The 24,270-nt window shown below is 60.6% G+C and carries 21 protein-coding genes and 2 pseudogenes; 11 read left to right on the top strand and 12 right to left on the bottom strand.

Going from position 1 to position 24,270, the window contains the following annotated elements:
- Nucleotides 1-25: 25 nt before the first annotated feature.
- The 4 genes from rpmI to KW835_RS12450 all read right to left on the bottom strand — a co-directional run bounded on the left by rpmI (nt 26) and on the right by KW835_RS12450 (nt 3,777).
- Nucleotides 26-229, bottom strand: coding sequence for a 50S ribosomal protein L35 (gene rpmI / locus KW835_RS12465; protein WP_218382696.1), 204 nt, complete (start codon nt 227-229; stop codon nt 26-28).
- 217 nt (nt 230-446) lie between these two features.
- Nucleotides 447-1,055, bottom strand: coding sequence for a translation initiation factor IF-3 (infC, locus tag KW835_RS12460; RefSeq protein ID WP_370633622.1), 609 nt, complete (start codon nt 1,053-1,055; stop codon nt 447-449).
- An 82-nt stretch (nt 1,056-1,137) separates the two neighbouring features.
- Nucleotides 1,138-3,057: a threonine--tRNA ligase gene (gene thrS / locus KW835_RS12455; protein WP_218382694.1), complete on the bottom strand. Its 1,920-nt coding sequence runs from the start codon at nt 3,055-3,057 to the stop codon at nt 1,138-1,140.
- Nucleotides 3,058-3,285: 228 nt separating this feature from the next.
- The gene (locus tag KW835_RS12450) at nt 3,286-3,777 is read right to left on the bottom strand and encodes a hypothetical protein (RefSeq protein ID WP_218382692.1); all 492 of its coding nucleotides are present in this window, start codon (nt 3,775-3,777) and stop codon (nt 3,286-3,288) included.
- A gap of 228 nt (nt 3,778-4,005) precedes the next feature.
- Between KW835_RS12450 and KW835_RS12445 the strand changes: the two genes are divergently transcribed.
- Together KW835_RS12445 and KW835_RS12440 are read left to right on the top strand one after the other, a co-directional pair.
- Complete coding sequence (locus KW835_RS12445; protein ID WP_218382690.1) at nt 4,006-4,527, top strand: hypothetical protein; 522 nt, start codon at nt 4,006-4,008, stop codon at nt 4,525-4,527.
- A 289-nt stretch (nt 4,528-4,816) separates the two neighbouring features.
- Nucleotides 4,817-5,049: pseudogene (locus KW835_RS12440) on the top strand (ATP-binding protein); the annotation flags it as partial.
- 61 nt (nt 5,050-5,110) lie between these two features.
- Here the strand turns inward: KW835_RS12440 and KW835_RS12435 are convergent.
- The gene (locus KW835_RS12435; protein WP_218382681.1) at nt 5,111-5,470 is read right to left on the bottom strand and encodes a hypothetical protein; all 360 of its coding nucleotides are present in this window, start codon (nt 5,468-5,470) and stop codon (nt 5,111-5,113) included.
- Between the two features lie 238 nt (nt 5,471-5,708).
- Between KW835_RS12435 and KW835_RS12430 the strand changes: the two are divergent.
- Nucleotides 5,709-5,975, top strand: a pseudogene (locus tag KW835_RS12430) (ATP-binding protein); the annotation flags it as partial.
- A gap of 137 nt (nt 5,976-6,112) precedes the next feature.
- Here the strand turns inward: KW835_RS12430 and KW835_RS12425 are convergent.
- From KW835_RS12425 to KW835_RS12400, 6 genes are all read right to left on the bottom strand, one after another.
- Nucleotides 6,113-6,526: a hypothetical protein gene (locus KW835_RS12425; protein WP_218382679.1), complete on the bottom strand. Its 414-nt coding sequence runs from the start codon at nt 6,524-6,526 to the stop codon at nt 6,113-6,115.
- A gap of 41 nt (nt 6,527-6,567) precedes the next feature.
- Nucleotides 6,568-7,974 carry an RHS repeat domain-containing protein gene (locus tag KW835_RS12420; RefSeq protein WP_218382678.1) on the bottom strand — a complete coding sequence of 469 codons (1,407 nt, stop codon included), beginning with the start codon at nt 7,972-7,974 and terminating at the stop codon, nt 6,568-6,570.
- A 91-nt stretch (nt 7,975-8,065) separates the two neighbouring features.
- Nucleotides 8,066-8,383 (bottom strand): hypothetical protein, encoded by a 318-nt coding sequence (locus tag KW835_RS12415; RefSeq protein ID WP_218382677.1) that lies wholly within the window; start codon nt 8,381-8,383, stop codon nt 8,066-8,068.
- Nucleotides 8,373-12,677 (bottom strand): RHS repeat-associated core domain-containing protein, encoded by a 4,305-nt coding sequence (locus tag KW835_RS12410; RefSeq protein WP_255593505.1) that lies wholly within the window; start codon nt 12,675-12,677, stop codon nt 8,373-8,375. Before KW835_RS12410 ends, KW835_RS12415 begins: the two co-directional genes overlap by 11 nt.
- Before the next feature lie 815 nt (nt 12,678-13,492).
- Nucleotides 13,493-14,824 carry an isocitrate lyase gene (aceA, locus tag KW835_RS12405; RefSeq protein ID WP_218382675.1) on the bottom strand — a complete coding sequence of 444 codons (1,332 nt, stop codon included), beginning with the start codon at nt 14,822-14,824 and terminating at the stop codon, nt 13,493-13,495.
- A 327-nt stretch (nt 14,825-15,151) separates the two neighbouring features.
- Complete coding sequence (locus tag KW835_RS12400; protein WP_218382674.1) at nt 15,152-15,556, bottom strand: gamma-glutamylcyclotransferase; 405 nt, start codon at nt 15,554-15,556, stop codon at nt 15,152-15,154.
- Nucleotides 15,557-15,594: 38 nt separating this feature from the next.
- Here KW835_RS12400 and KW835_RS12395 point away from each other — a divergent pair, with 38 nt between their 5' ends.
- A complete protein-coding gene (locus tag KW835_RS12395; RefSeq protein WP_339385538.1) occupies nt 15,595-16,542 on the top strand; it encodes a DMT family transporter in 948 nt (315 codons plus the stop codon).
- 46 nt (nt 16,543-16,588) lie between these two features.
- Here the strand turns inward: KW835_RS12395 and rraA are convergent, their stop codons facing one another.
- Nucleotides 16,589-17,101, bottom strand: a complete 513-nt coding sequence (gene rraA, locus KW835_RS12390; protein WP_218382673.1) for a ribonuclease E activity regulator RraA — start codon at nt 17,099-17,101, stop codon at nt 16,589-16,591.
- A 361-nt stretch (nt 17,102-17,462) separates the two neighbouring features.
- Here rraA and KW835_RS12385 point away from each other — a divergent pair, with 361 nt between their 5' ends.
- The 7 genes from KW835_RS12385 (at nt 17,463) to KW835_RS12355 (ending at nt 24,268) form a co-directional block, all read left to right on the top strand.
- Nucleotides 17,463-17,798 (top strand): SWIB/MDM2 domain-containing protein, encoded by a 336-nt coding sequence (locus KW835_RS12385; protein ID WP_218382672.1) that lies wholly within the window; start codon nt 17,463-17,465, stop codon nt 17,796-17,798.
- Between the two features lie 233 nt (nt 17,799-18,031).
- Nucleotides 18,032-20,269, top strand: coding sequence for a TonB-dependent receptor (locus KW835_RS12380; RefSeq protein WP_370633621.1), 2,238 nt, complete (start codon nt 18,032-18,034; stop codon nt 20,267-20,269).
- A gap of 105 nt (nt 20,270-20,374) precedes the next feature.
- Nucleotides 20,375-21,067: a Fe2+-dependent dioxygenase gene (locus tag KW835_RS12375; RefSeq protein WP_218382671.1), complete on the top strand. Its 693-nt coding sequence runs from the start codon at nt 20,375-20,377 to the stop codon at nt 21,065-21,067.
- A gap of 127 nt (nt 21,068-21,194) precedes the next feature.
- Nucleotides 21,195-22,325: an alpha-hydroxy acid oxidase gene (locus tag KW835_RS12370; RefSeq protein ID WP_218382670.1), complete on the top strand. Its 1,131-nt coding sequence runs from the start codon at nt 21,195-21,197 to the stop codon at nt 22,323-22,325.
- Nucleotides 22,326-22,447: 122 nt separating this feature from the next.
- Nucleotides 22,448-22,720 (top strand): bacterioferritin-associated ferredoxin, encoded by a 273-nt coding sequence (locus KW835_RS12365; protein ID WP_218382669.1) that lies wholly within the window; start codon nt 22,448-22,450, stop codon nt 22,718-22,720.
- A gap of 98 nt (nt 22,721-22,818) precedes the next feature.
- Nucleotides 22,819-23,505 carry an energy transducer TonB gene (locus tag KW835_RS12360; RefSeq protein ID WP_218382668.1) on the top strand — a complete coding sequence of 229 codons (687 nt, stop codon included), beginning with the start codon at nt 22,819-22,821 and terminating at the stop codon, nt 23,503-23,505.
- Nucleotides 23,506-23,548: 43 nt separating this feature from the next.
- The gene (locus tag KW835_RS12355; protein ID WP_218382667.1) at nt 23,549-24,268 is read left to right on the top strand and encodes a MotA/TolQ/ExbB proton channel family protein; all 720 of its coding nucleotides are present in this window, start codon (nt 23,549-23,551) and stop codon (nt 24,266-24,268) included.
- Nucleotides 24,269-24,270 lie beyond the last annotated feature (2 nt).

The following is a 24,270-nucleotide window of genomic DNA, read 5'->3' as shown; positions in this document are numbered from 1 at the left end:
GTGAGTACTCCTTGTTCGTCAGTTATTACAGGCCAGCGCTGGGCAGCATTTGTGCGATGTGACCCATGTTGGTCTCATGCACAGCAACCGAACCACGCAGGTGGCGCTTGTTCTTGGTGGTCTTCTTGGTCAAGATGTGACGCTTGAAGGCTTGACCGCGCTTGACGGTGCCACCGGGACGAACGCGGAAACGTTTTTTCGCGCTGCTCTTGGTCTTCATTTTGGGCATGTGAATGCTCCTTCTTCGTTGTGCTCGTGAGGCGTTTGCAAACCGATCTGCAAACTTGTTGGCCCCGAGCCACTTTTTCAGCCGGCTTTCACCTGCTGTGCGGCAGCGCGTAAACGCTGCCTATCACCGGACTTGCTCCTTGCGGACCAAATCCGGCAAATCCTGCCTGTATCGCCATTCCTGGCTTGCCCTCTCAGGCTACCTGCTTCGCCGACCGTCAGGCAACACTGCCCGAAGGAGCGCTTTCCGCAGCCGCTGGCTTGGCGGCAGCGGGCTTCTTCTTGCCCGGTGCGATCATCATGATCATCTGGCGGCCTTCCAGCTTGGGAAACTGCTCGATGACGATGGAATCGGCCAGTTCGTCGCGAATGCGATTGAGCAACGCCAATCCCAACTCCTGGTGGGTGATTTCACGGCCGCGAAACCGCAGCGTGATCTTGCACTTGTCACCATCGGCCAGAAAGCGGCGGATGTTACGCATCTTGATGTTGTAGTCGCCATCGTCCGTACCGGGACGGAACTTGACTTCCTTGATCTCGATGACCGTCTGCTTGGCTTTCGCCTCGGCAGCACGCTTTTGTTCCTGATACTTGAACTTGCCGTAGTCCATCAGGCGGCACACCGGCGGGTTCGCCGTGGCAGCGATTTCCACCAGGTCCACATCCAGTTCGCCCGCCATGCGCAAGGCTTCCATGAGACTGACCACGCCCAAAGGCTCGTTGTCCGGGCCGGACAGACGAACTTCAGGGGCCATGATTTCACGGTTCAGGCGGTGCTTGCGCTCTTCACGGTGGCGACGATCACGAAATTCAGTAGCGATGGCTATCTTCCTTCAATCAAAATACTACAAAAAGTGTAGCTACAACCGTACAGCTGGCGAGCAACCCAAGCACGTTGTTGAATCAAATTCAGGCTTTGGTGGCGATGTCTTTGGCGATCAGATCAGCGAACGCTTCGATGGACATCACGCCGAGGTCACGATTACCCCGGGCGCGCACTGCGACGGCTCCTGCGGCCTTTTCCTTGTCGCCCGCGACAAGGATGTACGGCAGCTTTTGCAACGAATGCTCCCGTATTTTATACGTAATCTTCTCATTGCGCAGATCCACCGCGACCCTAAGGTCTTGATTCGGCAGTGCTTTTTCAAGCTTTGCGGCAATTTCGCGACAGTAGTCGGCCTGCGCGTCGGTGATATTGAGCACCGCAACCTGCACCGGAGCCAGCCACACAGGGAAAGCTCCTGCGTAATGCTCGATCAGCATGCCGATGAAGCGCTCCATGCTGCCCACCGTGGCGCGGTGCAGCATCAGGGGGCGCTTGCGGCTGCCATCCTCGGCCACGTACTCGGCATCCAGGCGCTCGGGCAGATTGGGGTCGATCTGCATGGTGCCGCATTGCCACTGGCGGCCCAGCGCGTCTTTCAGCGTGTACTCGATCTTGGGGCCATAGAAGGCACCCTCGCCTTCCGCGATCTCGAACTCGCAGCCCGAATGGCGCAGGCCGTCCATCAGCGCCTTTTCGGCGCGGTCCCATGATTCATCCGTCCCGATGCGCGCGGCCGGCCGCGTAGCCACCTTGTAGATGATGTTGGTAAAGCCGAAGTCCTTGTAGACCTTCTGCACCAGTGCCGTGTAGTTGGCGCACTCCTCCAGCACCTGCTCTTCGGTGCAGAAGATGTGGCCATCGTCCTGCGTGAAGCCACGAACGCGCATGATGCCATGCAGGCCGCCGGTGGGTTCGTTGCGGTGGCAGGCACCGAATTCACCGTACCGCAACGGCAGGTCGCGGTAGCTCTTGATGCCCTGCTTGTAGATCAGGATGTGGCCCGGGCAGTTCATCGGCTTGAGAGCGTACTCACGCTTTTCCGACTCGGTCGTGAACATGTTCTCGTGGTACTTGTCCCAGTGCCCGGTCTTCTCCCACAGGTGCTTGTCCAGGATCTGCGGACCCTTGACTTCCTGGTAGCCGTTGTTGCGGTACACGCGGCGCATGTACTGCTCCACCTCCTGCCACAGGGCCCAGCCCTTGGGATGCCAGAACACGGTGCCCGGCGAGTGCTCGTCCATGTGGAACAGGTCGAGTTCGCGGCCGAGCTTGCGGTGGTCGCGCTTTTCAGCCTCCTCCAGCATCGTGAGGTACTGCTGCAACTCGTCCTTGGTGGACCAGGCCGTGCCGTAGATGCGCTGCAGCATCTCATTGCGGTGGTCGCCGCGCCAGTAGGCGCCGGCCACCTTCATGAGCTTGAAGAACTTGAGTTTGCCGGTGCTGGGCACGTGCGGGCCGCGGCACAGGTCCTCGAAGTTGCCTTCACGGTACAGGCTCACGTCCTCGTTGCTGGGAATGCTGGCGATGATCTCGGCCTTGTAGTTCTCACCCAGGCTCTTGAAGTAAGCCACGGCCTCGTCGCGCGGCAGCACGCGGCGCACCACGGGCTCATCCTTCGCGGCCAGTTCGGCCATGCGTTTTTCGATGGCTACCAGGTCTTCGGGCGTGAACGGGCGCTTGTACGAAAAGTCGTAGAAAAAGCCGTTCTCGATCACCGGGCCGATGGTCACTTGTGCATCGGGGAACAGCTCCTTGACAGCGTAGGCCAGCAAGTGCGCTGTGGAATGGCGGATGACCTCCAGGCCATCGGCGTCCTTGGCCGTGACGATGGACAGTGGACTATCGGCCGTGATCTGATAGCTGGTGTCCACCACCTTGTCACCAATCTTGCCAGCCAGGGCGGCTTTGGCAAGGCCGGCGCCGATCGACGCGGCCACTTCGGCAACCGTGACCGGGCCAGGGAACTCGCGCTGCGAACCATCGGGAAGCGTGATGTGAATCATGGGACGACTGCTCTTTCTTTTCAATCAATATGAAAGGGTGTGGAGTGCGGGCACGCGCCAGGCCCAAAACAAAAAAGCGCGGAACAGGTCCGCGCTTTGGAGGGATGTGTGCAATCTCGTGCAGGCGCGAACAGCCAGCCTTAGCGGCCGGTAGACATCTCCGATGTAGTTCGCGGTGTCATAACCAGATTGCCTTTCTCGCTCTTGTGCAGTGAATTTGTCGCCATTTTAACCCTTCAGGGCACTTGGCACCCCAAATGCGCCCACCGAACGCGGCCGGCGGACGGATTCGATGCGTTTTACGCCACACCCACCCATAGACCAAGGCCGCCGCGCATTCGGCTGCCCCAGCCGCACCGGGCTGTATGAAAAATTGAAGCAGCGGTCTTCCGGGACGCCGTACCGCTCGATGGTGAGCTTGAAATCGTCGAACCCGATCGCCTCGCCGCGCAGAACCGCCTGCCACATCGGGCCGATGGTGGGCCAGATGTCACTCCAGGTAGTGCGGGCCGAACCACCCAGCGCGCCCTCATGCTTATCACCCAGGATCGGGCGATACGCGTCGTTATAGAGCTGCGTCAGCCCAGGACTCCAGGCCAGATACATCGGCAGCTTGCACTCCAGCAACAACACCAGAGCGTTCTTGAGGCTCAGGGGCCATTGGCCGGGCGAGCGCAGTGAGCGTGCGTGCCATGGGTAGGACGCAATGCGCCCGGCCATCTCGCCCTGCAAGCCATCGGGTGGACGGGGTATGCAGCAGCATGGAATGTATGAGGCCGATGGACGAGCCTACGCCTTGGACAGCCTTTCACTCGCGGCAAAGGCCCTTCACGCACCATCGCCGCAAATGCAACAAATTGAAACCATGCCTTTGTCTGACATCTGCGCATGATGACGCCTGTGCACAGTTGCGGGATGCATCTCCATGTCCATTCGGAAGATTGCCCCATGACTGAAGCAATTTACGCAAGGCAGATGGGCCATGCCCGACATGCAACTGCAGACCACGGCCGCCATGGATCTGCCGTCGCCAAATTGCGAGCGAACGCCGGGTGGCTCGGCCCGCTGGCCCTCGCGACAGTTTGTGGCGCGCTCTTTGCCGCCTACGGCCCAGATTCAGAACAGATTGCAGCCGTGGCCGCAGAGACCCAGCGCACGGAAGCTGCTTGCAGGGCTGACTTGCAGTGCCTTGGAACGCGAGGCATCTTTGCCGCCGGCCTGATGTGCGGGAACGTCATGGAGAAGATGGCGAACAACCTGGTCGTCTGGACCGACAACTCGCAGAACCCCAGGTTCCACCATTTCGAGTGGCGCGACCGCAGCGCCTACATCGTCACCTACGTGGGCGACAGGTTGAAGTACAGGAACGACAAAGGAGTCCTGACCAATGTGGTCTACGAATGCGACCTGGACATGTCCCCTTCCAGAAGGGCCGTGGTCGATATGCGCATACACCCCGGGCAGCTCTGAAGAAGCAAAAAACGCCCAAAGCGCTTGCAGGAATTAACTCAACCCGGCAGCCATACCCCCGCGACCTCTGCCCCTGCCGGTGAAGAGGCCGAGCTCCAAAAGAAAAAGCCACCCGCAAGGTGGCTTTTCTTTGCCTGCAAAAAGTCAGCAGGGTGTTAATTCATGCTGAATACTGAGCCGCTTAAAACCACATTCACAAGCAAATTTGAGCTAGATCGAGCACCTATTCTGCTGAATTTTTCAGCGGGAGGGGGCAGCAGCGATGCCTGCCGTTCACCCAATCTGTGAGGCCTTGCTGTTCCACCAGCTGTCCAAGCTCTACGAGAGACCAGCGTTGCCATGAACCTGAGCTTTGCGGAATGGGCTGCCGTGTTTGGCGATGCCAAGATGACCACGGCACTGCTGGAACGTTTGACGCACCAGCGCCACATCGTGGAGACCGGCAATGCGAGCTGGCGCCTCAGAAAATCCAGCGCGCAGGCTTTAGAGACCAAACCCCAAATAGGGCCAGATCAAACCTGAGCCTTGTCCACAAGCGACTGAGAGAATTCGTTTTTAACCAGTGGCTCACAATTCTTCGTGATCAATGGTTCATTTGTACTGGTGAATCAAAAAGCTCAATAAATACCCCCTGACATTTTGCATTCACCCTATACGCTATTTCTGCAACCACCTCACCAGTTGAGTTTACTGCAAAATAATCGATTCTCTTTGGCAGGTGATTGGCTTTCAATTTCAGTCGCATCGCTGAATTTTTCCAATCAAGCTTGATCATGCGAATAAATTGCTCTGGGCTAGATTTTTCGCAGGTGACCGGGTTATTTAGCATGTTTAAAACTATTTTTTCCAAATCATTCTTATCGGGCGAGGTAGTCAGCTTTGCAAAAAACCCCAGCAATAAAAGCAATATTAGTACAGCAAAGATTTTTTCGATTTTTTTCATTGCCTGAGCATAAATAGATTAAATTTCTTGGTTACGCACGACTTAATCACACATTATCTGAGCAGTCTCCAGCCGCATGAAATTAATTGCTACCTGCAAGAAATTTAATTTACATCGAATACTGAGCCGCTTAACACCACATTCACAAGAAAATTTGAGCCACATCGAGCACGTATTCTGCTGAACTTCTCAGCGGGAGGGGGCAGCAGCGATGCCTGCCGTTCACTCAGCCCGTGCGGCCTTGCTGTTCCACCTGCTGTCCAAGCTCTACGAGAGGACCAACATGGTCATCACCACGAACCTGAGCTTCGCGGAATGGGCCGCCGTGTTTGGCGATTCCAAGATGACCACAGCACTGCTGGACCGGCTGACGCACCACCGCCACATTGTGGAGACCGGCAATGCGAGCTGGCGCTTCAGAAAATCCAGCGCGCAGGCAACGACCAAGAAATTTTTAAAAATACCGAGCCCAAGAAAGGGCCAAAAGAAACAGAGCAGACCTTAGATTTATCCACAAACGACCGAGCGAATTTTTCTTTTTTAACCCGTGGCTCAGAATTTTTCATGATCACTAATTCATTGGCACAGGTGAATCACCACAAATTGCTCATCTGGATGCACAGCCTAAGAGTTTCTCCAACCTCAATTAACTCCTTGGCACATATTTCTTACAAACAGGCCCATTAAAACGCCGTGTCTGATCGTTGGCGCATAAGCCTTCCACCAAAGCAAATAGCGGCGTAAGCGTATTCTGCCCCCCCCGACAAAGCGCTTCATTTCCGCATTTTGAAAATTTTGCAAAGATTTATTTTTTGCAGCTTTCTTCACCAAATTATCCAATCGCTGAATCAATAGCACTTCGTCCTTGGTACCCGGTAACACAGCGACCCCATTCAAAGACAAGACCTCATCACCCCGCAGCGGCTTGACATATTTCACAAAATGAACCGATTTACAGCCGGACTCCAACTTCAAACCAATTGAGCCGCCATCTGGAAATATTTCCGACTTGACAACACGCTGAAAATCATCACAAGAATGAGCAAAATCCATCATCAAAATATGCAATAGAAATGCAAAAATTGGTCTATTTATCATTAATTTCCCTCAAAAATAATGGGGCGATGGGGCCTGGCTCTTGCATTAACAGGATCATACGTAATTTTATCGGGAAACCCTGTAACTCGAGTTTTCAATATGCCACTTATTTTTTTAGCAATGGAGTCCTTTCCTTGCCCAGATTCGCAGCCATACAGAGTAATTGGCATACCCACCTTCCATTTTCCACTTTGAATTATTAATTCCACCAACTCATTCGCACCCAGGACCCTCCGATTAGTCCAAAACATTCCGCCATCGCGATCATCAGCGATTGCTTCACTATTTGAATGACCAAATATGAGAAGCTCATTGGATTTATCCAGGAAAGCAATTGCCATCAAATTAAGAGCTTTCTGATGATTTCCAATTGAATTTGGATTGAAGAGAATTATTTTTTCTAGCCCATTTGGATCAACAAAGGAAAGCGGATTCCCCCCCACATACCCAAACCGATTGAATCCCCCATCCAACCCAATCGGATCCCCCTGCGTATACCGCCCCGTCCTGCTGTCATAGCTCCTGAAGTAGTTGTAGTGCAGCTTGGTCTCCGCGTCAAAGTACTGCCCCGGATACCGCAGGTTGAAGGTCACCTCGGGCACGCTGGTGGCGCCCGTCGTCGGGGTGGTGGTCTCACTGGTGAAGCGTTTGGCCGCCGTGGTGGGTTGCTCGTCTCCGAAGGCGCTGTATTCCCACTGCCATGCCGCCTGCCCGTCTGCCTGCGTGAGCTTTCTGGGGGTGTTCAGGTGATCGCTGTGGATGGCATACGTCTGGCCCTTGATGACTGCCGCAATGGGCATGGGGCCTGACGCGGTGGGCAGGTACAGGTATTGGGCCGTGCCTGCGCTGTTGGCGCCGCCCGAGCCGTATTCACCCAGCAGGGTGCCGTCTTCGCCGTACACGTAGCTCCAGCCGAGCTTTTCTGCATCGCTGGTGGCCGGGCTCCAGAGTTTGGACAGGAAGGCCTTGAACTGTTCGATGAAGCCGGGTTGTTCGGTCTGCCCACCTTCATCGTCATCGGCCAGCAGGTTGGCCAGGGTCTTGGTGCTGGCGGGCTTGGCCGCTGCGCTGCTGTACAGCGGCTCGGTCTTGAACACGCGCTGGCCCAGGCCGTTATGGGCGTACTTGGTCTGGGGGGCGTCTGCGCCCTGCCCGGTGGTGGCGCTTTCCATGCGCCCTTCGCTGTCGTACTGGTAGCTGACAAGGCCGTCGCCCAGCAGGCGCGGGTGGTTGTGGCTGGCCGGGGGAATGCTGGGGAGGCTGATGGCGTGGGATGTGGCCCCGGCAAAGACGAGGGCTAAGGCCAGCAGGGTGTGGAGCCTGCTGGACTTGCCGGGTTTGGGGCCAAATTGGCCGCTAGCGCTTGATATACAAGCGCTGCCAGCTATTAATTTAGGATTTTTCAATAGCTGAGGGCCAGCATGAGTGCTGCGGTTGCACCATTTAGGCAAAAGGCAAGACCTGACCCCAGCCCCGCAGTGACTCCACTCCCGCACATCATCCATTTACAGTTAAGACCTTGCCATATCCCACCAGTGTATTCAACTCTCTAATTTCAAAAGAATCACCAATCCTCACCAATTCACAAAAATTTTCCCAACCTGGAAATGCGATCTCCGCGATCAACTCCTCACCGAAAAAATGATAATTCTCATCCGAATATTTATGAAACCCACTAACCAACCCATGAATATTAGAGAACTTGTGATGCGGAGCATAGCCACTCTTCACCCCCCCACCTGTATGCGGACGTGGAATATTTTCAGATAGTTTGATGAGTGCAGTAATATTATACATAATATCTTCAATAAGCATGTTTTATGGTTATAACCGCCCTATTCAATGCATCAAGAGCTCTCTGCCCCTCTACAGTGACAACGCCATTACGAAAGATATATGCATCGATTTGTCCAAAACTGACACTCAGATCTTTTAGCGCGCTTCTTGGTATGTCCGCACGAATAATTGCAGCATAGTCAGTACTCCAATTTGCATACTTTAAGGTTTCATCCAACTTAAAACCAAATTGCTTCATAGTTGCTCCATTGGGGCCAAATGCGAACCTACCTCCATTTATAAGACTATAAAATTCTTCTGGCCCAACCGCTCGATACAGTGAAATCGTCTCCGCTGCCGTACAAGCAGCTCGCCCAGCGGCCAAGAACTCTGGTGCAACGAGTATTGCTCCTGTGAGTAAAACCTGAGAAGCCTTCGCAGGATCATAATGCTTAGGGTTGTAAACAAGGCTTCTACCGCCAATATCAAAGCCACCACGAACATCATTCGCGTCATAACTTCTTCTGGGCAATATCGAGGGATCAAGGCCATATGGATCCACAAGACCCAGCGGATCTCCTCCCACATAGCTAAACCGATTCCACCCCCCATCCAACCCAATCGGATCCCCCTGCGTATACCGCCCCGTCCTGCTGTCATAGCTCCTGAAGTAGTTGTAGTGCAGCTTGGTCTCCGCGTCAAAGTACTGCCCCGGATACCGCAGGTTGAAGGTCACCTCAGGCACGCTGGTGCTGCCCGTGGTCGGGGTGGTTGTTTCGCTGGTGAAGCGCTTGGCCGCAGTGGTGGGTTGCTCGTCCCCAAACGCGCTGTACTCCCACTGCCATGCCGCCTGCCCATCCGCCTGGGTCAGCTTTCTGGGGGTGTTCAGGTGGTCGCTGTGGATGGCATAGGTCTGACCCTTGATCACTGCCGCAATGGGCATGGGGCCTGAGGCGGTGGGCAGGTACAGGTATTGGGCCGTGCCTGCGCTGTTGGCGCCGCCCGAGCCGTATTCACCCAAGAGGGTGCCGTCTTCGCCGTACACGTAGCTCCAGCCGAGTTTTTCTGCATCGCTGGTGGCCGGGCTCCAGAGTTTGGAGAGGAAGGCCTTGAGCTGTTCGATGAAGCCGGGTGGTTCCTGGCCGTTTTTGCCATCGTTTTCATCGTCATCGGCCAGCAGGTTGGCCAGGGTCTTGGTGCTGGCGGGCTTGGCCGCTGCGCTGCTGTACAGCGGCTCGGTCTTGAACACGCGCTGGCCCAGGCCGTTGTGGGCGTATTTGGTCTGGGGGGCGTCTGCGCCTTGCCCGGTGGTGGCGCTTTCCATGCGCCCTTCGCTGTCGTACTGGTAGCTGATGAGGCCGTCGCCCAGCAAATCACCTGCGTTGTTGTACTGGTAGGTGACGTTGCTGGTGGCGGTATTGCCCCCTTGGCTGGTGGTTTGCGCAAAGCCCAGCAGGCGGTTGTGGGCGGCGTCGCCGCTGTAGGTGCGGCTGGTGGTGGTACCCGCCACATCCCGGGTGCTGGCCGTGCGGTTGCCGTTGGCGTCGTACTGGAAGCTGGCGCTGTCTGCGGGGGTGTTGGCACCCGTGTTCTTGGTGAAGCCGGTGATGCGGCCGGCAGGGCTGTATTGCACGGTCCACGCGCGGGCTACCTGGGTCACGGTGCTGTCCTGCGCCGTGGTGCTGGCAGGCTGCCACAGGTGCTGGATCAGCGTGTGGATGCGGCCGGCCGCGTCGTATTGGTAGCTGCTGAACTCGGTGTCGGTGAGCTGGCCTGCGGTGTTGTAGGTGCGGCTGGCGGGGATGGCCGTGCCGCCGCCGGGCAGGTTCCAGCTCCAGCCGGTGGGCTGGCCCAATGGATTCCAGGTGATGCCGCTGACCAGGCTTTGGCCGGCCCAGGTAAGGCCGCTGAGCAGGCCGGTGCTGTCGTAGACGTACTGCAGGACCTGGCCGCCGGGGTAGGTGGTGCTGGCCAGCAGGCCCTGGGCGTTGTAGCCGTAGCTGACGCTGCGGGTGTCGCCGTTGATCAGGGTCTGGGTCTTGGTGGTCACCCGGCCGTGGCTGTCCCGCTGGTAGGTGGTGGTGCCGCTGGCGTCCACGATCTCGCTCAGGTATCCCTTGCTGGTGGGCGTGAGGTCGTAGCGCAGGGTGGTGGTGCGGCCGTCGGCGTAGGTGACCAGGGTCGGGCGGCCGAGCCGGTCTCGCTCAATGCTGGTGGTTTGGCCCAGGGCGTCTGTGATCGTGGCAGCCAAGCCCAGCGCGTCGTACTGGGCGGTCTCCGTACCGGTGTCCGGGCTGCTCTCGCTGGTGGCGTTGCCCAGCGCGTCACGGGTGTAGGTGGTGGGCACGCCCTTGAAGTCGCTGGCCTGGGTGGTGGCATCCAGGGCGTTGTAGGTGAGGGACGCTGTGGCGTTCTCAGGGTTGGTGATGGTCTTGACGCGGCGCAGCGAATCCAGGCCCAACTGGGTGCTCTGGTTCAGTCCGTTGGTGGCGCTGGAGCCTTCACCGTTGGCGTCATAGCCGTAGCTGGTGGTCTGCTGGCCGCCGACAGTGACCGACTGGGTGCGATTGATGTTGTTGATGCTGCGCACCAGCTGCCAGGCGGTGTTTCCTTGTGTGTTGTGCACAGCTTCCTGGATGCGGTTGCCCATGGCGTCCAGGGTGTAGACGCCGGATTGGCCCCGGTTGTCGCTCCAGCCCGTTAGGCGCTGGGCAGCGTCGTAGGTGTACGTGGTGACGTGTCCGCTGGGCAGCGTGGCGGTGACGATCTGGCCGCTGGGGCGGTAGGTGAAGGTGCTGGTCAGCCCACCGACCTGGGCGGTGAGCAGCCTGCCCCGCAGGTCGTAGGTGTAGCTGGTCACGAGGCCTGTGGGGGCGGTGTGGGTGAGCACGCGGCCTGCGGCGTCGTGGGTGTAGGTGTCGGTGTGGCCCAGGGCGTTGGTGGTGCTGGTGAGGTGGCCTGCACTGCTGTACTGGAAGCTGGTCACGCCGCCGTCGGGCGCGGTTTCTGTAGCCACCAGGCCCGAGGGGTGGTAGGTCCAGCTGGTGGTGTGCGCGGGGCTGCCAGCGCTTGCGCCAGTGCCCGAGATGCTCTGGCTCAGTCGGTTGCCCAAGCCGTCGTAGGTGTAGGTGGTGGTGCGGCCAGCCTCTGTGACCGTCAAGGGCAGGCGCCACTGGGAGTGCCAGGTGGTGTTGGTGGTGCGCTCGTCGGGCCGGCCTGCGGCCTGGGTGACGGATGCGGGCAGCCGGCGGGTGGTGTCCCATACAACATTCGTACGGGCTCCTTTGAAGTCGTCCTCGCTGGTCACGCGCCCATACTGGTCGTAGTTGCGACTGTACGCATCGGGTTTGCCTTCGCCAGAAGGCAATGACCCTGACGTCACGATCAGCCTGTCTTTCGCAACAGCGTAGGTGTAGGAGCGCACGGTATTCAAAGGGTCGGTGACCACGGCAGCTGCGGCCGATGGATAGCTCACCTGGTAACGCCCCACCCCTCCAGCCAGTTCGGAGCTGATGGCGCGGCCCTTCACGTCATATCCGAAGGTGCCCCAGCGGGTGCCGGTTTCGTCAATGATTCCCGTCAGTGCGTGCGAGAAACCGGGGTTTTCATATAAAAAATGGCGCGACTTGCCATCGGGATAAACAACTCCTACCAAGTGCCCAATGCCATCATAAGCATAAAAAATACTGAGATTTCCGGGGACTTTAACCTCTGTCAGCTGCTCGCCGGTGTAGATGAAGAACATCGAATCGCCGAAGTTGTTTCGGACGCTGACCAGACGGTCCCCTTCATAGTAGTACGAGTATTTCCAGCCATGCAGGAGAGCTCTCTCAATCAATTTGCCGGAGGAATCAAATTTCAGGATTTCATTATCATCTGCACTGGAATATAAAAACAGCCCATTTTGGCCAACAAGCTTATCTGTGCTGTTAATCGGCGTCCACTCAGACTCACTCCAAGCGCGAGAGAAAAGTCGGCTATATCCCTCAGGAGTGATGATTTGCGCCTTCTCGCCATCATCTTTCGGCGCAGTCTTCAAGCGCCAATGGTGGCTGTGAGTCCACGACAGCCCCACCCGAGCTGAGCCTTTATCAGCCTCAAAGCCGCGGTTGCTTCGGTAAATGCGTGCGATGGACAAGGCGGCCGGCCCGTGGCCTTCCCAGTCTGTCTCCCACCGGTATTTCTCTTGCATATAGAGCGCAATGGGATTCGGCGTCCCCCCACCATCTTTATTTTGATCACCCCTGCAAGAAGCACACTCAATGGGGGGCTGCCTGATTGGCTCGCAGCCCACTTTCCCGGAGGGCGTCTGCACCGCGTGATATCCATCCATGCACCCGAATATCGACAAATAAACCATGTCATACCGCGGAGTGAATGTGCAGCGGTCATAGCCTGCGCACCCGTCCCACCCATGCTCAAACAAGTAGGTTCCTCCGTAATTACCCCTGAAGTGACATCTGCGCTCACCGCGGATTTGCTCCACGAATCCAAAACAGGCGTCACGAGCCTCCTCCCAAGTGGAGTAGAACTGCTGCTGATACCAATGAGTAGTATTTCCCGGGCTGTTGGGACGGGAATCATCCTGAAGTAATCCCGCCATGCTGCTTTGCGACATTAACCCAGCGACCATAACCAAAAACACAGCAACCCGACGCAACACAGCCAGCAACTTCTTAATCATCCCCCTGCCCTCTCAGTATTTAATTTAATCTCAGTACTGCACTCAAAAATTTTACTTCAGCACAAAAAATGCGCAGCTATAAAAATTTACTGTTTCGGAGCACATGTGGCCTCGACTTAGATCCAGCCCATCTACATTTTGGCGATGCAGTCTAGAAGGGAAGCAAGAACTCACGCATAAGCCTCGTGCATGAAAATTGTTACCAAAGGCACCTCCTAGGAACCCGCAAGGCGCAGCACACTACTGCACCGTCGTGGCGTGGCAACACGATGCCGAATATGAGCGTTTGAAACACCGACGCCCATCGATTTCCGCCCGGCATGACTCGGGGCGGCCATGCAGCCGCAATAGCTCGAGCCAAGCCCTTCAAAACAAAAAACCACCGCGATGCCGAAGCACCCGGTGGTTTTGCATCAACCCGACCTCAGCGCCCTGCCGAGCGCCAAGGTCTATCGGCTATCAGATCAGTGGAACTGCTCTTCTTCCGTCGAACCCGTCAGGGCCTTCACAGAGGACGAGCCGCCCTGGATCACCGTGGTCACGTCGTCGAAGTAGCCTGCGCCCACTTCCTGCTGGTGCGACACAAAGGTGTAGCCCTTCTCGCGTGCTGCGAATTCAGGTTCCTGCACCATCTCGGTGTAGTGCTTCATGCCTTCGCCCTGGGCGTATGCATGGGCGAACTGGAAGGTGTTGAACCAGTTGATGTGGATGCCGGCCAGCGTGATGAACTGGTACTTGTAGCCCAGCGCAGACAGGTCTTCCTGGAACGAAGCGATCTGCTTGTCGTTCAGGTTCTTCTTCCAGTTGAACGATGGCGAGCAGTTGTACGACAGCAGCTTGCCGGGGCAGGCGGCGTGCACGGCCTGGGCGAATTCCCGGGCAAAGCCGATGTCCGGCACGCCGGTTTCGCACCACACCAGGTCGGCGTAGGGGGCGTAGGCGACACCGCGGCTGATGGCTTGCTCCAGGCCGTTCTTCACGCGGTAGAAGCCTTCTTGCGTACGCTCGCCGGTCAGGAAGGGCTTGTCGTTGGCGTCGTGGTCGGACGTGATCAGGTTGGCGGCTTCCGCATCGGTGCGGGCCAGCACGATGGTGGGCACGCCCATCACGTCAGCGGCAAAGCGTGCGGAGATCAGCTTTTCGCAGGCTTCCTGCGTGGGCACCAGCACCTTGCCACCCATGTGGCCGCACTTCTTCACGGCAGCCAGCTGGTCTTCGAAGTGAACGCCGGCAGCGCCCGACTGGATCATGTTCTTCATCAGTTCGAAGGCGTTGAGCACGCCGCCGAAACCGGCTTCCGCGTCGGCCACGATGGGCAGGAAGTAGTCGATGAATTCCTTGTCGCCGGGGTTGATGCCACGGCCCCACTGGATTTCGTCAGCACGCTTGAAGGTGTTGTTGATGCGGCGGACCATGGTGGGCACCGAGTCGTAGGCGTACAGCGACTGGTCGGGGTACATGGTTTCGCTGGTGTTGCCGTCGGCGGCCACTTGCCAGCCCGACAGGTACACGGCTTCCAGACCGGCCTTGGCCTGCTGCATGGCCTGACCGGCGGAAATGGCGCCGAAGGCGTTCACGTAGCCCTTCTTGGCGCCGCCGTTGATCTTGTCCCACAGCTTTTCAGCGCCGCGCTTGGCCAGCGTGTGCTCGATGGGCAGCGAGCCGCGCAGGCGCACCACGTCGGCGGCGGAGTAACCGCGCTTAACGCCCTTCCAGCGGGGGTTCTGGGCCCAGTCTTTTTCCAGGGCGGCAATTTGCTGTTCGCGGCTCAGTTGTTCGTTCAGGGATTGGGGCATGGGGTCACTCCAGAGGTTGGTTGAAAACGCCGGGCTGCTGGTGCCGCCCTTGGAGACAACTTTAAGTCTTCTATAAGACTTGAGCAAGCTCTTATGTCTTATACAAGAGATAAATTTTCTCCTTCCAAAACAACAACTTAAACACGCAATTTCTCAATACAGAAATTGATTTCTCATATCGAGAAAAATTGCCGCAATGCAACATCTATCACGTTCCGCGATATGGAATCAAAATTCCATATTGCAAAAATAATGATTCCCGTCGGATGGTAGAGCTTGCCTGCGGACCGCGCCGCGGCAGGCCGCAGGCTGCGCAGCAGGGTGGCGTCAAAGGAACTTCACCCAGTCGCCTTCTGGGACGCGCGGCGCGTCCAGCACGTAGCGCGGGTTGATTTCATAGACGAGACAGGGCAGGACGGTGCCCTCCACATCGACGTCGAGCTCACGCTTGATGTACTCGTCCGTCGGGTTCTCGCCCAGGGACTCGATCTCGTCGAGCACGGCCTCCAGCGCCGCCTCGATGGCATAGACCTCGCCTTGCACCCACTGCGGCCCGCCGAGCGTGACACCCGGGTACGCGCCCAGGTGGTACAGGGTGCCGGCGATGCGCCCACGCCCCACAAACTGCGGTGCGGGCTGTAGCCGGGTGATGTCATTGCTGCCGCCCTTTCGCAGGGTGCCGTAGACAAAAACCCAGCGGGACGCCTGCGGGGCACTGCTTTCGTCGGGCATGATGCGCACTCTTTTTTTGTTGATCAGACGCCAGTTTAGTGACGACACCCAGCCGCCCTTTCGCCTATTTGTGCCTGGCCCTCAGCATGGCGCTGGTGGGCAGCTATGTGGCCTTGTCCAAGCCGCTGGCGGCGGTGCTGCCGGTGTTCCTGCTCGCTTGGATGCGATTCGGCATCGGGGGCATTGCCATGCTGCACTGGCTGCGCAAGCCGGCCGGCGAACCACCCCTGACCCCGCAGACCAGGCGCCTGCTGTTTCTGGAATCCTTCCTGGGCAATGTCTTGTTCAGCATCTGCATGCTGTACGGCGTGAGCCTGACCGATGCGATCTCGGCCGGCGTGACGCTGGCAGCCATACCGGCCGCGGTCGCGGTGATGGGTTGGGCCTTCCTGCGCGAGCGTGTGGCACCGCGCACCTGGATCGCCGTGGTGTGCGCGGTCATCGGCATTGCGTTGTTTTCACTATCAAAACCAGAGCACGCAGCGCACGCCGGCTCAGCCTCAGGCGGCGAAAACAGCCAAAATCTGGCTTGGCTTGGACAACTGCTGCTGGTCGGCGCGGTGCTTTGCGAGGCCGCCTACACCGTCATCGGCAAGAAACTCACGGGGAGCCTGGGGCCCAAGCGCATCACCTCGCTCATCAACCTGTGGGGTTTTGCGCTGACCACGCCCGTGGGGCTGTACATGGCGCTGCGCTTTGACTTCGCCGCAGTGGGCTGGGGCACCTGGGTGCTGCTAGTTTTTTACGCGCTGGCCGCCTGCATGTGGACGGTGTGGTTGTGGATGACCGGGCTCAAGGCCGTGCCTGCGGCGCAAGGCGGGGTGTTTTCGGTCCTGCTGCCGGTGAGCGCGGCACTGGTGGGGGTGCTGGTGCTGGGCGAGTCGCTCACGGGGCTGCAGCTGTTGGCCTTCGGCATCGCGCTGGCCAGCGTGCTGCTGGCCACCCTGCCCTCGCGCGCAGCCCTGCGCATGGGCCGGCGCGGTTGACGCGCCGGCAGCCCGATCGAAAGAAGGATGGGGCGAGAAGCAGCGGTCAGGCGTGGAGCTGCGTGGCGCCGACGACGATGCCGTCGGCATCGGCATACAGCCAGTCGCCGGGCCGCACCCAGACGCCCTGGATCAGAACCGGCACGTCGCGCTGGCCTTCGCTGCGGCGCTCGGTCGGCAGCGGCATGAGCGCCAGCGCGCGGATGCCCACGGCGGCGGCGTTGAGCTCGGCCACGTCGCGCACGCAGCCGTCCACCACCAGCGCCGCCCAGCCGTTGCGCGCCGCGGCGGCGGCCAGGTTGCCGCCCACCAGGGCGCGGCGCAGGGAGCCCCCGCCGTCCACCACCAGCACACGCCCCTGGCCGGGCGACTCGACCGCCGCCTTCACGGGGGTGTTGTCCTCATGGCATTTGACGGTGCTCACCGGCCCACTGAATTGCGCCACGCCGCCGAACGACTGGAACACGGGCGGCAGCACGCGAAACGACCCGGTGGTGTCCCCTTTGTGGGCATCGCAGAAGTCGCAGGTGCTGAAAGCAGGCGGATGGGCGTTGGACATGGCGGAAAACCTTTCGTTCAGGCCAGGGTTGGATGAAGAGGAAGCCCCGCCATTGTTGCGCAGGCCCCAGCGCCGGGGCGCTGCGCGGCGGCGCCACAGGACGCAGGAACAAGGCGGGCCCACCATAGGCCCTGCCCTGCCGCGCAGACCAGCCGAGGCGCCCTTCACAACCCCTCGGCGCCAGCAGCGGCGGGGCGGCGAGCCGATTTGTGGCCGCCAGAGGGCTCCACAGCTACAAATCGAGGCAAAAAAAGCGGTTTCTCCCTTGGAAACGCGTTTTTTTCCCAGTAGCATCGGCCTGCCAGTGGGACGCCCTCCGTTTTCGCTGGTAAAGATTGACGTCCAACTAGGAAAACCCAACATGGCAACTGCAAAAAAAGCTCCGGCAAAAACAGCCCCTGCGGCCAAGAAGGCTCCCGCCACCAAGGCCGCCGCCCCCGCCAAGAAGCGCACCCCCAACGCCGCCTTCATGAAGGCGCTCACGCCCAGCCCCGCGCTGGCTGCCGTGGTGGGCTCGGCGCCGCTGCCACGCACGGAGATCATCAGCAAGCTGTGGGTCTACATCAAGGCCAACAACCTGCAGGACGCCACCAACAAGCGCAACATCAACGCCGATGCCAAGCTCAAGGAGCTGTTCGGCAAGCCCCAGGTGTCGATGTTCGAACTGGCTGGCCTGATCGGCAAGCACGTCAAGTAAGCGCTTCACGCCCCGAGAAAAGCCGGCTCTGCCGGCTTTTTTTTCGCCCGTACACTCCAAAAGTGTGGCGTGTGAACATCAATGCAAATGAGAATGACCCTCATTCGATGTAACATAAAGATGCACGAAGAAGCATGACTTTGTGAAGTATTTCTCACAAGCGTCATTGCATCCGGCTCGCTTTGCGTGTCCACCGGACACCGATCTGCACATCCCCATTGACGGAGGCCATCTTGGCAAAATCCCGCGCTCAGCGCCGCAGCACCGCGCTGCGTAACAACGCATCCCCTGTTTCCGCTTCGACCGGCGTGTCCTCCGACATGGCCCTGCTGCCCCTGGGCGCCCTGATGCTGGCCGCCTCCATGGGCACCATGGCCCAGACCGCCGCCAAGGAAGCCACCATGTCCACCGTGACGGTGCAGGAAGCGGCCGAAGTGCAAGGCAAGGACACCGTGCTGCTCAAGAAGACCACGGTCGGCAAGGGCAGCCAGGACATCAAGGACATTCCCCAGTCCGTGACGGTGTTCACCGAAAAGCTGATGAACGACCGCAACCAGGACGACTTCCGCGAAGTGCTGCGCACCACAGCGGGCGTGACCTTCCAGTCGGGCGAAACGGGCGAGGAAGACGTGCGCATGCGCGGCTTCTCGCTGGGCCTGGCCGGCGACATCTATGTGGACGGCATGAAGGACGCTCCGCTGATCGAACGCGACACGTTCAACAACGACCGCATCGAAGTGCTCAAGGGTTCTGCCTCCATGCTGTTCGGCAAGGGCTCGACCGGCGGCGTGGTCAACCAGGTCAACAAGTACCCGCTGCTGATCGACCAGCACGAGGCCAGCTACACCTTCGGCACCGGCAAGTTCCACCGCGCCACGGGCGACTTCAACTGGAAGACCGGCGAAAACGCGGCCTTCCGCCTGAACGCCATGGTCCAGGAGTACGACAACTACGGCGCCAAGCAGGACAAGCGCGGCATCGCTCCCACGTTCGCCTGGGGTATCGGCACGCGTGACGAGTTCTCCATCGGGCTGTACTACCTTGAGTCCAAGGGCCGTCCGCTGTACAACCACCCCTGGCGCCTGGTCGACGGCAAGATCAACACGCCGCTCGAAGCCCGCAACTACTACGGCCTGGCCAGCGACCACAACAACACGACGTCGCAGTACCTCACGCTGGGCCACATCCACCGCTTCGACGACAACGGCGAGCTGACCACGCGCCTGCGCTATGGCAAGTACGAGCGCGACCTGCTGGCCAGCACCATCGGCTTCCAGAACGGGAGCATCACGCTGGACCAGATCAATGGCAACACCGCGCTGACCCGTGGCTCCAAGGGCCGCCTGGGCGAGAGCGAAGTGCTGCAGGTCCAAAGCGACTACAACAACACCTTCAACTGGGGTGGCCGCAAGCACGCGGTGCTGGCCGGTGTCGACTACTACGACGACGATGCCAAGCGCAACCAGAACTACGCCAACACCACGCCGCGCCCCAACACCACCGTCGGCTCGCCCAACGATGGCGCGTGGGTGGCCGATGGCCGCGCACCGGTGCAGTGGAACACCTTCAGCTCGCGCAACCTGGGCCTGTACTTCCAGGACACGGTCTCGCTGAACGACACGCTCAAGCTCGTAGGCGGCCTGCGCTATGACAACTTCAAGGCGTCCTACCGCAACGCCACAGGCGCGCTGAGCAACTCCCGCTCCGACAGCCTGGTCAGCCCCCGCGTGGGCGTGCTGTTCCAGCCCACCGAGCTGACCTCGTACTACGTCTCGTATGGCACTTCGTACAACACGTCGGGCGACACCTACCAGTTCGGCAACCCCGGCACGACCACGGCGCGCACGGCCAACACCGACCCCGAGAAGAGCCGCAACTTCGAGATCGGCAGCAAGTTCGAGCTGTTCGAACGCCGCGCCCTGCTGGGTGTGGCCGCCTTCTACAGCCAGAAGTACAACGAGCGCAACACCGACCCCGACACCGCAGCCCAGCAAGAGCTGCTGTCCGGCAAGCGCCACGCCACCGGCATGGAATTCAACCTGGCCGGCCGCCTGACGCCCCAGTGGGAACTGTTCGCCAACCACACCTGGATCCCATCGGCCAAGATCGACCACAGCAATGTGGTGGTGCCAGCCAACGGAGGTGGCGCCCAGGCGCAGGGCGACCGCCCCGGCCTCACGCCCAAGCACAGCGGCAGCGTGTGGACGACCTACGCCGTCAACTCCAAGATCCGCGTCGGTGCCGGCGTGACCTACCGCAGCAAGCAGAACCCCGAAGGCTCGCGCGCCGTGTACGCCAGCGGCTTCGCGGTGATGGACGCCATGGTCGAGTACGCCTTCGACGACAAGACCTCGCTCAAGCTCAACGTCAACAACCTGTTCGACCGTACGTACGCCGATGGCCTGTACCGCGGCTTCTACACGCCGGGCACGGCGCGCTCCGTGCAGCTGTCGCTCAAGACGCGCTTCTGATGCGCATGCGATGCGCTTGAGGCGCGTCCCTGACGCACGGAAAGTGCCGATGTTTTGACGAAACGACTCCGCCCCTTCATTGGGGCGGAGTCACAATCGGACCCCATGTTCCTGCACATCAAAGACGTCCTGACGGCCGAAGAGGCCGCCCTCTTCCGGCAAAAGCTCTGGGCGCCGGACACACCCTGGGTCGATGGCGCGCGCAGCGCCGGCGGCCAGGCCGTGCACCAGAAGAACAACCTGCAGCTCGCGCAGGGCAGCGAGCTGTCGGCCCAGCTGCAAGGCATCGTCAAGGCCGCGCTGGCCCGCAACGCGCTCTTCTTCTCGGCCGCCCTGCCCCGGCGCATCTACAACCCCCTTTTCAACAACTACGGCGACGGCGCCAACTTCTATGGCAGCCATGTGGACAGCGCCGTCATGCACTCCAAGGCCGACAACTGCTGGGTGCGCAGCGACCTCTCGTGCACCCTCTTCCTGACACCGCCCGACGAATACGAAGGCGGCGAGCTCGTGGCCACCGAAGCCTGGGGCGAAAAACGCATCAAGCTGCCGGCCGGCGACATGATCCTGTACCCCAGCAGCACCGTGCACCAGGTCTCCCCCGTCACGTGCGGCCACCGCATCAGCAGCTTCTTCTGGGTGGAGAGCATGGTGCGCGGGCTCGAGCAGCGCCAGCTGCTGTTCGACATGGACATGGCCCTGCTGCGCCTTCGCCAGAGCGTGGGCGAGAAGGACCCGTCGGTCATCGCGCTGTCGGGCACATACCACAACCTGCTGCGCATGTGGGCCGACGTGTGAACGCCACCACCGGGCGCCTATCGCGTTGCGGGCACAAGCCCACGCCACAGGCGCCGACATCCCGTTGCTCCTATATCAATAGCATCTCGCGCTGACCCAGCAAGCGCCAGGTGCTTTTTTCATTGCCATGACCCACGCCCCCGCACGCCAACAGCTTCCGCCAGGCCTCGTGAGCCTGGCGGACCACGAGCAGCACGCTCGGCAGCACCTGGACGACAACGCCTGGGCGTACTTCAGCGGAGGCGCGGCCGACGAGATCAGTCTGCGCAGCAACCGCACCGCCTGGGATGCCCTGCCCCTGTGGCCGCGTGTGCTGCGTCCGCTGGCGGGCGGGCACACCCGCGTCACCCTGCTGGGCCGCACGCTTGCCCACCCCATCCTGCTGGCCCCCATCGCTTTTCAGCGCCTGGCGCACGCCGACGGCGAAGTGGCCATGGCCTATGCAGCGGCGGCGCTGGGCGCGGGGGTGGTGCTCAGCACACAGGCGAGCGTGCCGCTCGAGGCCGTGGCCCAGGCAGTGCTGCCCGACGCCGGGCGCGGCCCGCTGTGGTTTCAGCTGTACTTGCAACCGGACCGCGGCTTTACCCGTGCGCTGGTGCAGCGGGCCGAGGCCGCAGGCTACGAAGCGCTGGTGCTGACCGTCGATGCACCCACCAGCGGTGCACGCGACCGGGAGCGCCGTGCGGGCTTTCGGCTGCCCGCCGGCATCGGTCCCGTCAACCTGGCCGGAATGCAGCCCCCGCCTGCCGCTGCACTGGGCCCGGACCACAGCGCGCTGTTCGACAACCTGCTGCACCACGCGCCCACCTGGGACGACATCGCATGGCTGCGGTCCGTCACGCGGCTGCCGGTGCTGCTCAAAGGCGTGCTGCACCCCGCAGATGCGCGCCAGGCCGTTGCCGCAGACGTGGCCGGAGTCATTGTCTCCAACCACGGAGGGCGCACGCTCGACACCGCCCCCGCCACGGCCACCGCCCTGCCGCGCGTGGTGCAGGCCGTGGGCGGCGCCGTACCGGTGCTGGTGGACGGAGGAATCCGCCGGGGCACGGACGTCCTCAAGGCCATGGCCCTGGGCGCGTCCGCCGTACTGGTGGGCCGCCCCGCAGTCTGGGGCCTGGCCAACGCAGGCGCCACCGGCGTGGCCCACGTGCTGCGGCTGCTGCGCGACGAACTGGAAATCGCCATGGCCCTGACCGGCTGCGCAACGCTGGCCGATGCCACACAGGCCCTGCTGACCGGCGAGAGCCCGCCCGGCTGAGCCCGCGGCGGCGACGCCGCCTCGCCGTTTCTCCCTCCCGGCAGAAATGGTTTATTGCAAATGCGATAGATTCTTATTTATAATAGCGACACCTTCAACAGCCAGCCACACTGCCTGCCGCCATGATCGTCTGTGTATGCCGCCGGATTTCGGACCGTGAGATCGCCCGCCACGCACGTGCCGGCATGAGCTTTGACGAAATCCAGTTCGAGCTGGGCGTGGCCACCCAATGCGGGTGCTGCGAAAGCTGCGCACGCGACGTGGTGGCACAGTGCAGTGTTTCGAACCCTGTGGCCGCCCTGCACAATGAGGCCGCGCCGCAGACGATCCAGCTTGCCAGCTCCATCCTGGAAAGCAAGTCATGGAACTCCTCTCAACACTCGCTGGCAGCCTGATCCTCGTCGCAGGCTCGGCCTGGTGGATCTTTCGCAAATAACAAAGGTGTCTTAGGGCTCTAGCGCTTGCTGCGCAAGCGCTGGCTGCTATCATTTTTATGTCTCACCCTGATCGTTTTGCCACCCCCGGGGGTGTCAGTCGCAACACCGTGATCGTGGGCTCCGTCATTGCACTGCACGTCGCAGGCATCTGGGCCCTGCAATCGGGGCTTCTGCGCCGCGCGGCCGAAGTCATCGTGCCGGCCGAGCTCCTGAGCGAGTTCATCGCGCCGCCCGCCCCTCCCAAGATCACCCCCCCGCCACCCGCACCACCGCCGCCACCCCGACCGGCCCCCAAGGTGGCGCCACGCCCGGCCCCCATGCCCGTGGCCATCCCGGACCCGACGCCAGCGCCCAACGCCCCCGTGGGCGTGACCACGCCGCAGCCCCCCGCCCCGCCCATCGAGGCCCCGGTCGCGCCCCCGGCTCCCCCCGCGCCACCCGCGCCGCCGGCACCGCCCAAGATCGAGCTGCCGTCCAGCGACGCGGCCTACCTGAACAACCCCAAGCCCAGCTACCCCGCCATCAGCAAGCGCATGGGCGAGCAGGGCAAGGTGGTGCTGCGCGTGCTCATCGGCACCGACGGCCTGCCCCAGAAGGTGGAAATCAACAAGTCCAGCGGCTTCGAGCGCCTGGACAAGCAGGCCCAGGAGGCTGTCATGCGCTGGCGCTTCGTGCCAGGCAAACGCAACGGCGTGGCCGAGACCATGTGGAATCTGGTCCCTGTCAACTTCGTTCTCGAATAACCAGTCAATCAACGCTTCAGATCACAGCTTCAGGGAGTTTTTCATGGAATCGCAATTCGGCATCGCCAACGTATGGATCCAGGGTGACTTCGTCACCCGCGCGGTCGCAGTCATCCTGCTCGCCATGTCGCTGGCCTCGTGGATCGTCATCCTCATCAAGGCCCTGGACATCATCAAGTTCAAGAAGCACACCCGTGCCGCACAGGACTTCTGGCACAGCGAGGACTTCGCCGCCGGCCTGTCCAAGCTGGGCACCGACAATACCAACCCCTTTCGCCACCTGGCGCTGGAAGGCCGCGAAGCCACGGCCCACCACCGCAACACCAAGGCCCACCTGCACGACAGCCTGGACGTCAGCGACTGGGTGACCCGCTGCCTGCGCAACTGCATCGACGAATTCACCGCCCGCCTGCAATCGGGTCTGGCCATCCTGGCCTCGGTCGGCTCCACCGCCCCTTTCATCGGCCTGTTCGGCACCGTCTGGGGCATCTACCACGCGCTGGTCGCCATCGGCACGTCGGGCCAGTCCACCATCGACAAGGTGGCGGGCCCCATCGGCGAAGCGCTGATCATGACCGCCCTGGGCCTGGCCGTGGCCATCCCCGCCGTGCTGGGCTACAACGCCCTGGTGCGCGGCAACAAGTCCATCCTGGGCGGCCTCAACAGCTTCGCGCACGACCTGCACGCCTACTTCGTGACCGGCGCCCGCGTGTCTGCCGGCGGCGAACAGGCCAAGGTCCTGCCCATCAAGAAAGGCAACTAAGC

The sequence above is a fragment of the Acidovorax sp. sic0104 genome (genome assembly GCF_019219095.1).
Classification (GTDB): domain Bacteria; phylum Pseudomonadota; class Gammaproteobacteria; order Burkholderiales; family Burkholderiaceae_C; genus Acidovorax.
This window is presented reverse-complemented; position numbering and strand designations above follow the sequence as displayed.